Annotated in this window: 10 protein-coding genes and 2 tRNA genes; 4 read left to right on the top strand and 8 right to left on the bottom strand. The window is 41.3% G+C overall.

The features are described 5' to 3' along the window. Nucleotides 1–287 precede the first annotated feature (287 nt). Entirely contained in the window at nt 288–3,095 is a 2,808-nt protein-coding gene (gene acnA, locus JMX03_RS13810; protein WP_201597477.1) for an aconitate hydratase AcnA, read from the top strand. A gap of 382 nt (nt 3,096–3,477) precedes the next feature. Here the strand turns inward: acnA and JMX03_RS13805 are convergent, their stop codons facing one another. Next, nucleotides 3,478–6,492, bottom strand: a complete 3,015-nt coding sequence (locus JMX03_RS13805) for an HD domain-containing protein (RefSeq protein WP_201597476.1) — start codon at nt 6,490–6,492, stop codon at nt 3,478–3,480. A 313-nt stretch (nt 6,493–6,805) separates the two neighbouring features. On the opposite strand from JMX03_RS13805, the gene JMX03_RS15210 reads away from it, so the two are divergent. After that, on the top strand, nt 6,806–7,186 hold the full coding sequence (locus tag JMX03_RS15210; RefSeq protein ID WP_201597475.1) for a Fic/DOC family N-terminal domain-containing protein: 381 nt from the start codon (nt 6,806–6,808) through the stop codon (nt 7,184–7,186). 8 nt (nt 7,187–7,194) lie between these two features. Next, on the top strand, nt 7,195–7,929 hold the full coding sequence (locus JMX03_RS13795) for a Fic family protein (RefSeq protein ID WP_201597474.1): 735 nt from the start codon (nt 7,195–7,197) through the stop codon (nt 7,927–7,929). Nucleotides 7,930–7,939: 10 nt separating this feature from the next. On the opposite strand, the gene JMX03_RS13790 is transcribed toward JMX03_RS13795, so the two are convergent. The 5 genes from JMX03_RS13790 to JMX03_RS13770 form a co-directional block, all read right to left on the bottom strand. Then, complete coding sequence (locus tag JMX03_RS13790) at nt 7,940–8,290, bottom strand: glutaredoxin family protein (protein ID WP_201597473.1); 351 nt, start codon at nt 8,288–8,290, stop codon at nt 7,940–7,942. A gap of 42 nt (nt 8,291–8,332) precedes the next feature. Continuing rightward, nucleotides 8,333–8,839, bottom strand: coding sequence for an IS630 family transposase (locus JMX03_RS13785; RefSeq protein ID WP_201597472.1), 507 nt, complete (start codon nt 8,837–8,839; stop codon nt 8,333–8,335). 44 nt (nt 8,840–8,883) lie between these two features. After that, nucleotides 8,884–9,369, bottom strand: coding sequence for a winged helix-turn-helix domain-containing protein (locus tag JMX03_RS13780; RefSeq protein ID WP_201594969.1), 486 nt, complete (start codon nt 9,367–9,369; stop codon nt 8,884–8,886). 221 nt (nt 9,370–9,590) lie between these two features. Then, nucleotides 9,591–10,244, bottom strand: coding sequence for a LysE family translocator (locus JMX03_RS13775; protein ID WP_201597471.1), 654 nt, complete (start codon nt 10,242–10,244; stop codon nt 9,591–9,593). A gap of 95 nt (nt 10,245–10,339) precedes the next feature. Continuing rightward, on the bottom strand, nt 10,340–11,719 hold the full coding sequence (locus JMX03_RS13770; protein WP_201597469.1) for a solute carrier family 23 protein: 1,380 nt from the start codon (nt 11,717–11,719) through the stop codon (nt 10,340–10,342). Between the two features lie 779 nt (nt 11,720–12,498). Here JMX03_RS13770 and JMX03_RS13765 point away from each other — a divergent pair. Continuing rightward, complete coding sequence (locus tag JMX03_RS13765) at nt 12,499–13,044, top strand: rhodanese-like domain-containing protein (protein ID WP_265089877.1); 546 nt, start codon at nt 12,499–12,501, stop codon at nt 13,042–13,044. A 245-nt stretch (nt 13,045–13,289) separates the two neighbouring features. Here JMX03_RS13765 and JMX03_RS13760 read toward each other — a convergent pair. Continuing rightward, a tRNA-Glu gene (locus JMX03_RS13760) sits at nt 13,290–13,365 on the bottom strand. 145 nt (nt 13,366–13,510) lie between these two features. Beyond that, a tRNA-Ala gene (locus JMX03_RS13755) sits at nt 13,511–13,586 on the bottom strand. Nucleotides 13,587–13,934 lie beyond the last annotated feature (348 nt).

The following is a 13,934-nucleotide window of genomic DNA, read 5'->3' as shown; positions in this document are numbered from 1 at the left end:
ATATGCTTATGGTTCTACTAGAACTTATTGAACATCGGCACAGATATAAAAGATATAAAGCAGGTATATAGCGCAGTAGTAAGAAAGTGCTATTAAAAATAAATAGCCGCTATATACCAAACATATACTATTCAATCAAAAGTGGTTGAGTTCATTAAATTGCTTATTCAACCATTTTTTATTTCAGTTATTTTTAGTCCAACTAGCCACCTATCATAAAATTTTATAACGGTTTTAAGCAATAATAAAACCATAAATCCATATAACAATAGATAAGGAAGCCACCCATGAGTGATATTTTTAATGTAAAAGACACCATTTCGGTCGACGGCAAGGAGCATGCCTACTATAGTCTGCCCAAACTTGCTGAGACTTATGACAACATCAATACGCTACCGTTTTGTATGAAGGTCGTATTAGAGAACCTATTACGTAACGAAGATGGCGGCCAGTCTGTTGGCAAAAACCATATCGAAGCGGTTGCCAACTGGGATGCAGCAGCAGAGGCTTCAAAAGAAATCGCCTTTATGCCAGCGCGCGTGGTATTGCAGGATTTTACCGGTGTACCATCAGTCGTCGATTTGGCAGCGATGCGTGATGCGGTTGTTAAGCTTGGCGGTAAAGCTGAGCAAATCAACCCCTTTATCCCAAGTGAATTGGTCGTTGACCATTCAGTACAGGTCGATGTGTACGGGCGTGAAGACTCGCTTGATTTGAACGAAAAAATTGAATTTAAACGCAACAATGAGCGTTATGAATTCTTGCATTGGGGCAAGCATGCCTTTGAAAACTTCGTGGTCGTACCACCCGCTACTGGTATCGTGCATCAAGTTAACCTAGAGTATTTAGCACGCGTCGTCATGGCAGCAGAAGTCGATGGCGAGCTGACTGCTTATCCAGATACTGTTTTTGGTACTGATAGTCACACCACGATGATTAATGGTATCGGTGTGCTTGGTTGGGGTGTGGGCGGTATTGAAGCCGAAGCAGCAATGCTAGGCCAACCTTCTTCGATGCTCATTCCACAAGTCGTCGGCTTTGAGATGACGGGCGAGCTGTCTGAAGGCGTCACGGCAACTGACTTAGTATTACGTGTGGTTGAGATGTTGCGTAAGCATGGCGTGGTTGGTAAGTTCGTCGAATTTTACGGCGAAGGCTTACATCAAATGCCACTGGCGGATCGAGCGACGATTGCCAATATGTCACCAGAATATGGCGCAACTTGTGGTATTTTCCCCATTGACCAAATGGCGATTGATTATCTACGTCTATCAGGTCGTGATGAGAATCAGATCGAATTGGTTGAGAAGTACGCCAAGGCACAAGGTATGTGGCATGATGCCGATACTCAGCCAGCGACTTACTCAAGCAACTTGCATCTAGATCTCAGTACAGTGCAACCTGCGCTTGCTGGTCCTAACCTACCGCAGCAGCGTATCAACCTATCTGATATGCACGAAAAATTTGGCGATACTCTAAAAGAGATGACCAAAGGCCGTAAAGTCGAAGAAGATGCCAAAGTGCGTTTTGATGAAGAAGGCGGTAAGCAAGAGCAAGCTGAAAAGCTAGCAGCCAAACCGAATCCGTTCTGCGCGGATGGTAGCACCTCATGTACTATCAAAATTGAAGATGAAGAGTATAAACTGCGTGATGGTTCTGTTGTGATCGCAGCGATTACCTCTTGTACCAATACTTCAAACCCTGCCGTTATGATTGGTGCAGGCCTAGTCGCTAAAAAAGCAGCGGCTAAAGGGTTGACAGCTAAGCCATGGGTCAAAACCTCTCTTGCACCAGGCTCAAAAGTTGTGACTGATTATCTCGAAAAGTCTCAGCTAATGGATGAACTTGAAAAAGTAGGTTTCTATCTGGTTGGTTATGGTTGTACTACTTGTATCGGTAACTCAGGTCCGCTATTAGATGCGATTGAAGAGGCTATCGAAGACAATGACTTGGTTGCCGCAGCCGTACTATCAGGTAACCGTAACTTTGAAGGTCGTATTCACTCACATGTGAAAGCCAGCTATTTAGCTTCACCACCACTGGTTGTCGCTTATGCACTAGCAGGGACGGTCGATATTGACTTGACGACCCATCCACTAGGTCAAGATTTAGAAGGTAATGATGTCTTCTTAAAAGACATCTGGCCAACGTCAGCTGAGATTAATGAGCTGATTGCCAATAACATCGATGCTGAAATGTTCCGCAAAAACTACGGCGAAGTGTTTGACGGTAGTAAAGCGTGGAATGCCATTAGCTCAGCAGATAGCCAGTTGTATCCGTGGAGCGAAGAGTCTACTTATATCAAGAACCCACCGTTCTTTGATGATATGACCATGGAGCCAGAAGGTATCCTAGATATCGAAGGCGCGCGTATCCTAGGTCTATTCGGTGATTCAATCACTACTGACCACATCTCACCGGCGGGTAACATCGATGCCGAATCGCCTGCTGGCAAGTACTTGCAAGAGCGCGGTGTAATGGAAGCCGACTTTAACAGTTATGGCTCACGCCGTGGTAATGACGCGGTCATGACTCGCGGTACCTTTGCCAACATCCGTATCAAAAATACTATGATGGATGGCAAAGAGGGTGGTTATACGTATTACTTCAAAGACGACAAAGCCACGCTACAAGACGGCGAAGAAATGGCCATCTATGATGCGGCAATGAAGTATAAAGAAGATAAGCGTCCCCTAGTAGTACTTGGCGGTGCAGAGTATGGTTCTGGCTCTAGCCGTGACTGGGCAGCGAAAGGTACGATTTTGCTTGGCGTAAAAGCAGTACTGACAACTTCGTTCGAGCGTATTCACCGTTCAAACCTAGTCGGTATGGGCGTGTTGCCATTGACCTTTAAAGATGGTGAAAACGCAGATACTTACAAGCTTGATGGTTCAGAAGTCATTAGCATTACAGGGCTTGATAATGGCGAGAGCAAAACTGCCAAAGTGACTGCTACTCGTGCTGATGGTTCAGAGGAAGTGTTTGAAGTGAATGTTGGTCTGCAGACGCCAAAAGAGCGCGAATACGTGCGTCATGGCGGTGTATTGCACTATGTACTGCGTCAGCTGGCAGCGGATAGCAAAGACGCAGCGTAATGCTTGATTAGCGTTAGTTTAGCATTAGAGAAAGCCCAGTCGTGGTGACTGGGCTTTTTTGTGGGTGGTAGTTTTTGAATGGTTTTTTAGGAGCTTATCCTGCTTTTTGCTACTATCTGCCAGTCTAGGCGAGGCGGGCGCTACGGTTTGAGCCGTTCCTGTTGCCTCGATATCGTCTCAAAACCAAGCGCCCGCAACTCGCCTAGTCCGCCAGGATATCCGCTGCAATCAGGGCTAGCGGTGAGATTGTGTTCTTGCTGATATTTATCGTGGCTTAGATGAGTTTATATATAATGGTGCGGCTTGGCGCACCTATAACAAGATAAAACATGACAAGCTAGGTGAACTTCACAGTTGAAGACAACATTTATAAAATGCAAGTTTATTTATCATACTTAGATAGTATAGAACTATCGAAACTACTAAATTCTTTACTTCTTTCTCTTGCTTCTTTCCAGTCGTTACTATTTTGCATTGTCTCGTCTAAGATAATAGCTAGATCCTGATAAAGCTTACTAATATATTCCTTCTTAACCTCCTTATCTTGCTTCTTTTTTTCGATCCAAACAGCATCAATAATCATATCTAATGATTCAAGTGTGATAACTACTAGGTCATTATTCTTAAAGGAAAAAAAAGGAATTAATAGTGATTCAGTAGTTTCTTTATCATCTGTTCCAAAATAGTTTTTATGAATATCGCTAGAGCAAATTAGCTCTTTGAATGGTCTTAGCTTATCAATACTATCCAACTTTTCTGGAGCAAGAAAGATTCTTTTTGATTTATGTAATAACCCTTCTAAATAAAATAATAAGGTATTATCAAACTCATCATTTTTAGATCTATTAAACTTCATTTTTAGCTTATTATGGCCTTCTATTACTTTATGATAACCACCAAGAGCGTACCACTCTTGAATAAATGCTCTTAGAAAAAAATTGTTCTCATTTACAGTCGTTAATAATTCTTTTGCCTTAGGTTTGTCTTTACCATTAAAGATACTATGTGTTTTGTCAAATTGAATAACTACTTTTTCAAGAGAGATTAGTTTGTTGAAACTATTCTTATCTTTTACCTTTCTCCCAAATAATGTGTTTTTATCGTTAAAAAATTTAAGATCTCTCCATGAATCATTATCTTTATACTTTTCACTTCTAAATCCAAGCATCCTATTGTAGGCACTAATCACTTTTTTATCATAAAACTTATCCTCAATCAAATCAGTCTTCTCATCGACAATATATTTAAACAAACTACGAAAATACCCTTCGTCAATAAGCTTTAATATGAACTGTCTTTGCCACTTATTTCTATCAATTTGAAGTGCTTCTTTAGCATTAAAACCGTAGTAATCAATCGAACTAGGAAGAAAGTAGACGTTCATAGATTCAACCTTCTGACCACGGAATAAACCATAGGTATCGGTTTGCAGGTCAGTCAATGCAACTCCATCAGAATGAGTCTCAAGTTTAATGTATAGATTTCTTTTTTCATCCCATATTCGAAAGTCATTCTCAAGATCATTATTATGGAATTCACTCCACCTTCTATGTAATTTAACAAGAACTGGTGTCTGTCTAGCTATGGAGTTAGATATCTTTTCGATGTAATAATGTGCATTAACGTAATCTGCAATAGAACCCTTTAGCCTATCAAATTTATCGTGAACCTCAAACCCAAAGTTGCTTAAATGATACCTATGCTTAGATAATGAAACCTTAACAGTCAATTTAGTTCCATAATCCTTACTCATATCATCTGGTAGCTCTTCAATGAAACAGAATCCACTCTGCTTCGTTAATGGAGATGTCAGTTCAATTTTGTATAATTTATTATCCTTCTTACTTTTAGTCTCTAAGACAATTTTTTTATCTATATCAGGTAAACCTTCCATTAGTAAAAAAGCACTATGCATACCAATACCAAACTCACCTGACGGTCTCATCCACAAAGGCATTGTTTTAATAATTCTACGTTTTTCAATATTACGACTTGAACCTGCTATTTGTTGCATGTATTGTAAATCTTGAAGGCTTATACCTAGCCCTTTATCTAATACTGAAAACTCCCAAATACTGAATTGGCTGTCTTCACAATCGGATAGTTTTGCTAAGTCAACTTCGATAGGGTAGTTTGAAAGAGTTTTTTGAACAGTCTCATGAAAAGGATGCATGTGTGACTGTATCGTTTTAGTTTCGCTGATTTCACCATGCTCAATCCACGCTCTTAATAAAGTAGCGTCTACTGCATTTTGAATGAGTTCACGAAAAATATTTGTTTTATCGTCGTACAGATTCTTACCTTGTAATAATTCAATAGCATTTTTCTCATCAATGCTAAATTTCATTGGCTTATCATTGATTAGCTTTTTAGTGTTTGTCATTTCAACCGTTAGCTTTTCAACCGTCGGTAATAAACCAAAGTTTCTATGAGGAACTATATTCTTCCATTGAGACATCTGGTCTTGGAGCTCTTCTTTTATCCAACCAAACCATAACTGTGTTTCAATATAGGCGCTTTCATTATTGCACTCAGCAGTAATGCTGACAGTTTGATTATCTAACTGAAACTCTCTGATAGATTTATGTTTATCAAAATGTGCCTGACTCAAAGAAGGAGTGTCATAAACTTGTTTTGCCATAACTGGACAGAAGCGATTATCATCAATATCAAATATATCTCCTAGACGTAATAAACAAGCTACAAAGCGCGGATGACAGTTTTCCGTACCTAGACCTGTTTGTCTAAAAGGTAGTTCTGTCATAACACGTTGAAAGCTTGTTCCATGTGCAAGACAAATTTGACCTAAATAAGTATATATTCTATTCGGAAAGAGCTCAGTGCGTGGAGAGCTAATACCTAACTCATTGAAAGGATCTCTAACAATTTTTTGTGAATTTGCCTGATGATGTCTCCTAAACCATTCAGCTATCATTTGGCGGTACTGCTCAATACCTATTTGAGGGTGTTCATAGTTACTTAATGCTATTTTCCAACCTTTTTCTGAATAGTTAGATGCGAACTCATTTAAGTCAGTAGATTTATCGTTCGCCAATGATTCGACAAACTCTTTAAATTCATCTGATTCTGTTACTGCAATCGCTTCTTTAGCATCGAATAGCATACCTATATCGTGCCAATATGCGGATTCGAGAATAAGCCATGTATCAGTAGCACTCAGTAGTTTTAAGTTTTTGCCTAAAAGTCTTTCAATGTTTATCAGTATTTGCTTTGAATGAGAAGAGTTGTGACTACTAAAATGTGGAAAATATCCAGCAATATTCTCTAATGATTTACTAACTAATTTCTCGTCAAAGCTCCATTGTGCAAGTAAAATTGACGTATTGGAATCTTCTACAGCTTTATTTTCGAGATGTTTAATTAGTTGGGTGCTCATACTTAATATCCGTTTATAAACATATTTATTTGTATTGTGATTCAATCAAATAAGTTTTTAAAAATACTCTAGGGTAAAGACCTAGTGCAAATTTTATTCCAACAACTATATTAAACTGAAAGTACCACATTGTCTCTCCAAAGATACCAAATATAAGTAATAGTCCATTTAGTCTCTTACTCTAGGAAACAAACCTATTTGCCTCTCACTTTCCGTTATTTATGAGAGACAAGCTTGTTTGTCTCTCAAATACCAGCCACAATACAACTTGTGAATCAAAGAATGCTCATTTTGAGAGACAAGGCAAGTAAATATGACCGATTTCAATTTGGAACACGCTGTACATTATCATTATGGCGGCTTTCCCCCTCAATCTATCGATTATCAAGTCATTATGGACGCTATGATAGGCGCGACTGAAGCGATTTCTCGCTTTGACCAAATGCTCAAAAGCATGCACAACAGCGAGATTTTACTTGCGCCATTGCGCAATCAAGAAGCGGTCATCTCTTCACGTATGGAAGGCACCATCAGTACCCTAGATGAGATTATGCAGTACGAGGCAGACTATGGTGATGGAAAAGGGCATTCGGCGCAGGTTCGTAGTGATATTATTGAAACTATTCTTTATCAACGCACCCTAAAAAACGTACAGCAGGCAATGAGTGATGGTTATCACTCAGCAAATCTTTGATAAAAACCATGCACCAGCAGCTATTATCAAAGGGTAGAGGTGCAAAAAAATCGCCCGGTCAGTTCAAAAGTGAGCAAAACTATCTGGCTGACCGCTCGAAAAAAAGTATCTTGTTTGTACCGATTAGTCCTGAAAAGCTACAAAGTGGCTTGGATGATTTGTTTGACTATATTAATAACGACTCTTCACCCATACTGCTAAAAACGGCCGTCAGTCATTTAGAGTTCGAAGCTTTGCATCCTTTTCAAGACGGTAACGGTAGAATTGGTAGAATGTTGATTACCTTAATATTATGGTCAGCACAGACGATTTCTGCGCCGCATTTTTATATCAGTGGTTATTTTGAAGAAAACAAAGATAGATATATTGATTTGATGCGAGAAGTCTCAGAGACTGGCAATTGGGATAATTGGTGCATATTTTTCTTAGAGGCAGTTAAAGAACAAGCCACCAACAATCTAGAAATCGCTGAACAGATTGGTCAGCTGTATGAGACTATGAAAAGAGAGTTTAGCGACTTACTGTCCTCAAAATGGTCGTTAAATGCGCTAGAATTTATTTTTACTAATCCTGTCTTTAGGAACAGTAGCTTTACCAGTAAAAGTGGTATTCCTACCTCTACGGCAGCTAGATTCAGTAAGGTTTTAGAAGAAAGTAAAATTTTGCAAGTGGTCGAAGAAGGCGCTGGTAGGACTTCTACGCTTTATTCCTTTGAACCATTGATGGAGTTGGTACGGGTTTAAGCAAGCACAGTCACTGATTTTGAATCTGCCACTCAATTTCAGGTTTATTATAGCCGCGGATCACTTCACCATTAAACAGCATTAGAGGCACACCGCCACCACCCAGACTTTCATATTGTCTATAACCTTCAGCAGAGCGTTCGATATCGTACTCACAGTAGTCGACATTGTGCGAGGCGAGTAATTGTCTGGTCTGTTCGCAATAAGGACACCAGACAGCACCGTATAGTACAATATCATTGTCATTCGAGGCGTCACAGGCGACGGAGTCTGGAGTGACAGTACTGGCGTTTATAAGATAGACACTACTAATGAGCACAATAGCGCCGAGTACGAACGAAAATACTTTTACAAACCTCATGTCACACCTATTCAGCCCTGTTTTTTATACCAAACCCAACAATTAAAGTTGCGCCCAGGTACGAGTAGTTAAAGACCGAATCCTTTGTGGCTGTTTAAGTAGATTATTCCAAGCCAAGCATGCGGCATCGACAATAGCCTCATAACTGTCATAACAACGATTAGATAGCTCATTTTGCTTAAGGTACTGCCATACCCTCTCAGAGGGATTAAGCTCAGGTGAATAAGGCGGTAGTTTAAGCATAGTGACATTAGCCTGATTCAAGCTTGGTTGATGCCATAATGCGCCGTCCATCACCACCACCGCATGACGTCCTTTTGGAACGGCTTTACTAATCTCTTGCATATGCAATAACATGGTGTGTTTATTAACGAAAGGCAGTACTAAGCCGACAGCCTTCTTTGTCGCTGGACAAAAGGCACCAAACAGATAAGCGGAATGAAACTGTTGCTGCTTGATCAGTCGAGGTCGCCCACCGCGGTAATGCCAAACTCTGGTCAATGAGCCTTGTTGTCCTATTCGAGTTTCATCTTGAAACCAGATGTCCACTTGATCTAGGCTCACATCAGTAGGCAGTGACGCCTTAACCTGTGCTATAAAGTTTTTTTAAAAGCGTCTTGAGCTTGTGGGTCGGCTTTTGGATGCTGACTACGAGCACTTATCCAACTCATATCAATACGCTTGAGTAGCTCGTAGATACCGTTAACGGTGTAGTGAGCGTTGTAGTGTTCTTTAGCCAATTGCTGAATGTCTTTGCCGGTTAGACGACCGCCAGCGCGCTTTTCTTGTTCAGAGACTATCATGGCTTTAAAAGCGGCTGTGTCTGCTTCTGCCAATTTGCTGCGACGACCTCGACGATGACGATCGTAGAGACTTTCAAGTCCTCGTTCATAATATCGCTTCAATGTCCATCTGGCAGTTTCAGGATGTATGCAGAGGTCTTTGGCAATATCGTTGGTGGCTTTGCCTATACTATATTGGTATAAGATGAGCAGGCGTAGTCGGGCTCTGGGATTGCGCTCAGTCTTTGAGTGTTTGCCAAAGTCATGGTCTTCTAGGTTATGTATTGGTATAGTCATAAGTGGATTATACTATATATTTTGGGTTTGGTATTACTCTTGCGTTTCAAGCTTATGTTTCAAGATTATGTTGACGACGAGTATAGTAGGGTCACGACGTGAAGTCTAATCGCTATGTCCTCATACTCAGTAGCCAGTATTGGTATGAGGTTAAATCAAAGTCACGGGATATCCAGCCAGAGTAGAGAGACATAAAAATGCACTTGGTAGTTTGCAGCCTGTTAACCTTTTTCAGTCAAAAGTTTAATACCTAAGCCGATAAATATCACACCGCTAAACCTATTCAAAACCGTCTCAAAAGTTGGATGAGCTCTAAGTTTTTCACTAAACCTTGCCGCCAATAGTGCCAAACATAAGCACCAAATAAAGCCCGTGGTAGCAAAAGACAGCCCTAAGACTAAAAATGACAGCATGCTATAAGCATAATGGGTATCAATAAACTGCGGAAAGAAGGCTAAGAAAAATAAGGCGACTTTGGGGTTAAACACATTGGTCAGTACGCCTTGCTTATATATTTGCCAGTGGTTCGTAAGTTTGGCAGTCGCTAACGTCTCATTCTCAGCCAAATTATTAGCCAGCAAAGGCTGCTGTTTACTCGTTAGCATTTTGAAACCCAGATAGCATAGATAGCTGGCACCGAGATATTTGACGATCATAAATGCTGTTGGTGAGTTGGCGAGTAATACTGACAGTCCTAACGCTGCCAATAAAGTATGCACTAAGATCCCAGAGGTAATACCAAGTACAGAGTAAAGCCCCGCTTGCTGTCCCTGAGAGATGCTTCGAGTGATGATATAGATGCTATCTGTGCCGGGCGTCAGATTCAGCAAAATAGCGTCTATGATAAACCCTATATAGTTTTCGATGCCAAACATAAATAACACCTTGTCAGTGATGTTCTACAAAAGCTGGTATCAGCGGAACAAAATGCCCGGCCAGTACCAGCTTAATTGCAACAGTCTTTAGTGATCTATTCCAGATTGCTTTTGGTCAGAGAGGCTTCTTGTGCCTTTTTTCTCTGCTCTGAGCTTGGTCGTTCGAGCAAAACGTAGAGCACGATACCGATGACAATTGCATAGATGGTCGATTGTGCTGCTGGCATGGCTAAAGTGACCGCTACGATACCAGCAACCCCGCGCTCAGCAGAGTTTTTGAGCTGTTCGATACCCACCATAATACAAATATAAGCCGTCAGCAATAGCGTCAATGACAGCGCAATAGGCAACACAGGCTTAAACAGCGTGACCAATGGCAGCATAAATATAGCAATCAGACCTGTCCACCAGAAAGTGCCGCCACCACTATAGATAGAATCCATCGCTTTACGCCCTAGCGCATAGCGCTCCGCAAGCGTGGCATGAGCGGCGGTCCAAATAGGCCCAGCCAGCCCTGGCCAAGGTGCAAATAGCGCATGCACGCCATTACGGATACCTGTGACCACGTGGATACGAGTGATATTGGTCTCGATTTTTTCGTCAGGGCGGATACTATCGACCCGTTCGCTCAGCGCTTTACCCACCAAGATATCACCAAAGGCAATGACATAAGCGATCATCGCTGTAGGAAAGGCCAATAAGAACACGCTAATATCAGGCATACCGACGTTAAAGATGAGGTAGTCAGTCATCAAACCAAAGTTTGGCTGAGTGATGCCCCATTCAATATTGGGCAAAGGATATTCACCGATGATCCAACCGATGACCATCGCGATTAACATACCTGAGATCATACCTAGATTGGCGAACATCTTGGCAAGGCGGTTGTTCTGAATTTTATCTTTAAAAGAAACTGAGAACAGCACATAAGCGGAGATAATCGCCCCGATAATCAGGGAGACTGGCGTGGCTTCAACACGGCCACCGACTTTGATTTCACCCATCAAGGCGGCGATACCTGCACCAATGATGATACCGGCTTTTAGAGAGTTGGGAATAAAACTCACCAGACGATTACCAAACCCAGTCAGACCCAACACAATAAAAATTAAGAATACCTCAATTTGTAGTACAAACATGGCTTGTACCGCTTGGGGTCCAGGTTCAAACGCTTGCAGATATAAAAGCACCACAGGAATAGCGGGCGTAATCCAGCCAGGTACCAGTGGTACACCAAGCAGTGATGGCAATAGATACATCAGCCCTGCGACCACACAAAACGCCAGTGCAGCATCATATGGCATGCCCAGATACTGCTCTAACAAGGGAATCATACCAAGGCTGACCACGAACATGAACAGCCCCTGAATCATCTCAGGGATTTCCCAGCGGTAATGCACAAAGGGCAGGCGTATTTTGAACGGGCCGGCAGGCCAATAAGGCTGTTCTTCACCGTATTTACGAACGATAGCCATCGTCTTAAGTCCTTTTAAGTGAGTTTTTCGATATAAACAATATTGGTCTAGAGTAGAAGTTATTGCTTTTAAATCATGATAACTTTAAACCATGAGAATATGATAATAGGGGTTTTGCAGTTGGCGAACAACGTTTAAATGACGTTAAATTAAGGTGATATAAAGAGAGGCAAGGTGGAGCCAATAAAAAGCATCGCAATTAGGGCATATCGAAAGCTCAATATGAGCTGATTCAATAAGATCAAATGCTGGCATTGGTTTTAGATTTTTTGGTCGGAGTATGATACGTGGTAAAAATAAAGAATGCAATAATGTTGACAGTCTAAATAACGAGTAATTGGCAAAAAGTAAAGATAAATGAGATAGGTTACTATTTATCAGTAGTTTGCTAGGGTTTTATGAGTCTGCCCACGCTTTAGGTAGTGTCTGAGGTTGGCTCCTGCCGCTTATACCAAACTTTATTTCATAATAAACAGCTATTTTTCTCATTTGACTGTAGTTTCGCTCATCTTTACCACTACTTTTATAGTGAATTCTAAATAAAAAGAGTACAGCTTTTACGGCGTGCTACTGGTATAAATTTTCTTTGCTTGCTGTGCGGCTTCGCCACTCCAGAGGCTGCAAAAAATTCATCCCAGTAGTACTTTACTTATTTTGTAGTGGGTCGACTATATAACCAGGCCGAACCCTAACTGCCGTATTCATTGCATCATGGCTTTAATCGTCATAAGATATGGTTAACATTGCTGAATAAACTGCCGCGTTCTATGGAGAAAAAAGTGAAAGCCATTATATTGTCATTACTCATCATGTTTGGTCTGACCTCTCATGCTATTGCTAAAGATGCACTATCTGTCACCCCACAAGCGGTTTGGAACATGGTGCAAGAAGATGCTGACGAGGTATTATTCGTTGATGTCAGAGACCCTGTAGAGATCATGTTTGTCGGATTTACCGATGCGGTAGATATCAACATCCCGTTTAAGAGCGTTGATCGCACTCAGTTCAATGAGGAAAAAGCTGTCTTTGCCATGCCCAGTAATCCAGACTTTGCCAGCGAGGTTGAAAAAGCACTCAAGGCTAAAGGTTTGGGCAAAGATGATCTCATCGTTACTATGTGCCGCTCGGGTTCTGCTCGCGGCAAGCCCAGCGCTGACTATCTGTTAAGCCAAGGATTTACCAACGTGAAGTATATCGATCATGGTTTTCAAGGGGATAAGATTGAAGACGGTGAGAGAGAAGGGTTTCGTCTGAAGAACGGTTGGCAGAATTCTGGATTGCCTTGGTCATCGAAGATTAATCCGAGTAAGATCAATAAGCCGTAAGCTTTTTAGATACTTTAAATGGTATTGAGATATAAAGGTGGGTTAGCGACAGCGTAGCCCACTTCGCTAACTAAAAGCTGCTAACGAATCGCTAACAGCAGCTGTTCAGCTTTTGATTTAAAAGATAACAGACATAAAAAAACCCAGTCACCGTATGATGACTGGGTTTTTTAGTGTGCGCTTATTAGTCTAACCCGATGCTTAAAAGGTGCTAAGCAAAAGTGCTAATAAGTGACGCCGAATAGTGGCGTCCCCAGGGGGATTCGAACCCCCGTTACCGCCGTGAAAGGGCGGTGTCCTAGGCCTCTAGACGATGGGGACGCATAGAGTGTCATAACCAAATGGCTACAACGGTACTTCACAATATCAGAGTGCTTATAAAAAGCCTTGCCTAGGTGCTGATATCGTCCTACTAGCGAGTATTTATATCAAGTTTCAGCAGTGCTGAGCTTCGTTATAAATAGTATGGTGGAGCTAAACGGAGTCGAACCGTTGACCCCTTGCATGCCATGCAAGTGCTCTACCAACTGAGCTATAGCCCCTCGCTAAGAGTGAGCACATTTTAGGGAAGACTGGCAGTGTTGTCAACAACTATTTCAAAAAGAGTTCATAAATGTGCTGAAAAGTACCTAGAAGTTAAGGATTTACTCTTTTTTATAGTATTTTGAAGGTGCCTTAAAGGTATTTAGGATAAGAATTGCTTACGCTCAAAACGATATTCTGACAATTTGCTTAGGCTTGAGTGGGTGCAAAACTCAGTAAACTGTCGTCATTGAGGTTTTCGTCAGTAGGTGAATGAGAGCACGTATCTAGCAAGTCGGAGAGGTGATATGATGAGTTGATCAAAGAAGTGTTTGAAGGTTTAGAGTGGTTTTTATTGGGAGGTGCAT

This window comes from Psychrobacter fulvigenes, assembly GCF_904846155.1.
In the GTDB taxonomy this organism is placed as follows: Bacteria; Pseudomonadota; Gammaproteobacteria; order Pseudomonadales; family Moraxellaceae; genus Psychrobacter; species Psychrobacter fulvigenes.
The sequence above is the reverse complement of the archived record's forward strand: the minus strand, read 5'-3'. Positions and strand labels throughout refer to the sequence as shown.

What these genes read in the sequence shown, in the direction of transcription:
- acnA (WP_201597477.1), top strand. Translation starts at nt 288, where the DNA reads ATGAGTGATATTTTTAATGTAAAAGACACCATTTCGGTCGACGGCAAG.
- JMX03_RS13805 (WP_201597476.1), bottom strand. Translation starts at nt 6,492, where the DNA reads ATGAGCACCCAACTAATTAAACATCTCGAAAATAAAGCTGTAGAAGAT.
- JMX03_RS15210 (WP_201597475.1), top strand. Translation starts at nt 6,806, where the DNA reads ATGACCGATTTCAATTTGGAACACGCTGTACATTATCATTATGGCGGC.
- JMX03_RS13795 (WP_201597474.1), top strand. Translation starts at nt 7,195, where the DNA reads ATGCACCAGCAGCTATTATCAAAGGGTAGAGGTGCAAAAAAATCGCCC.
- JMX03_RS13790 (WP_201597473.1), bottom strand. Translation starts at nt 8,290, where the DNA reads ATGAGGTTTGTAAAAGTATTTTCGTTCGTACTCGGCGCTATTGTGCTC.
- JMX03_RS13780 (WP_201594969.1), bottom strand. Translation starts at nt 9,369, where the DNA reads ATGACTATACCAATACATAACCTAGAAGACCATGACTTTGGCAAACAC.
- JMX03_RS13775 (WP_201597471.1), bottom strand. Translation starts at nt 10,244, where the DNA reads ATGTTTGGCATCGAAAACTATATAGGGTTTATCATAGACGCTATTTTG.
- JMX03_RS13770 (WP_201597469.1), bottom strand. Translation starts at nt 11,719, where the DNA reads ATGGCTATCGTTCGTAAATACGGTGAAGAACAGCCTTATTGGCCTGCC.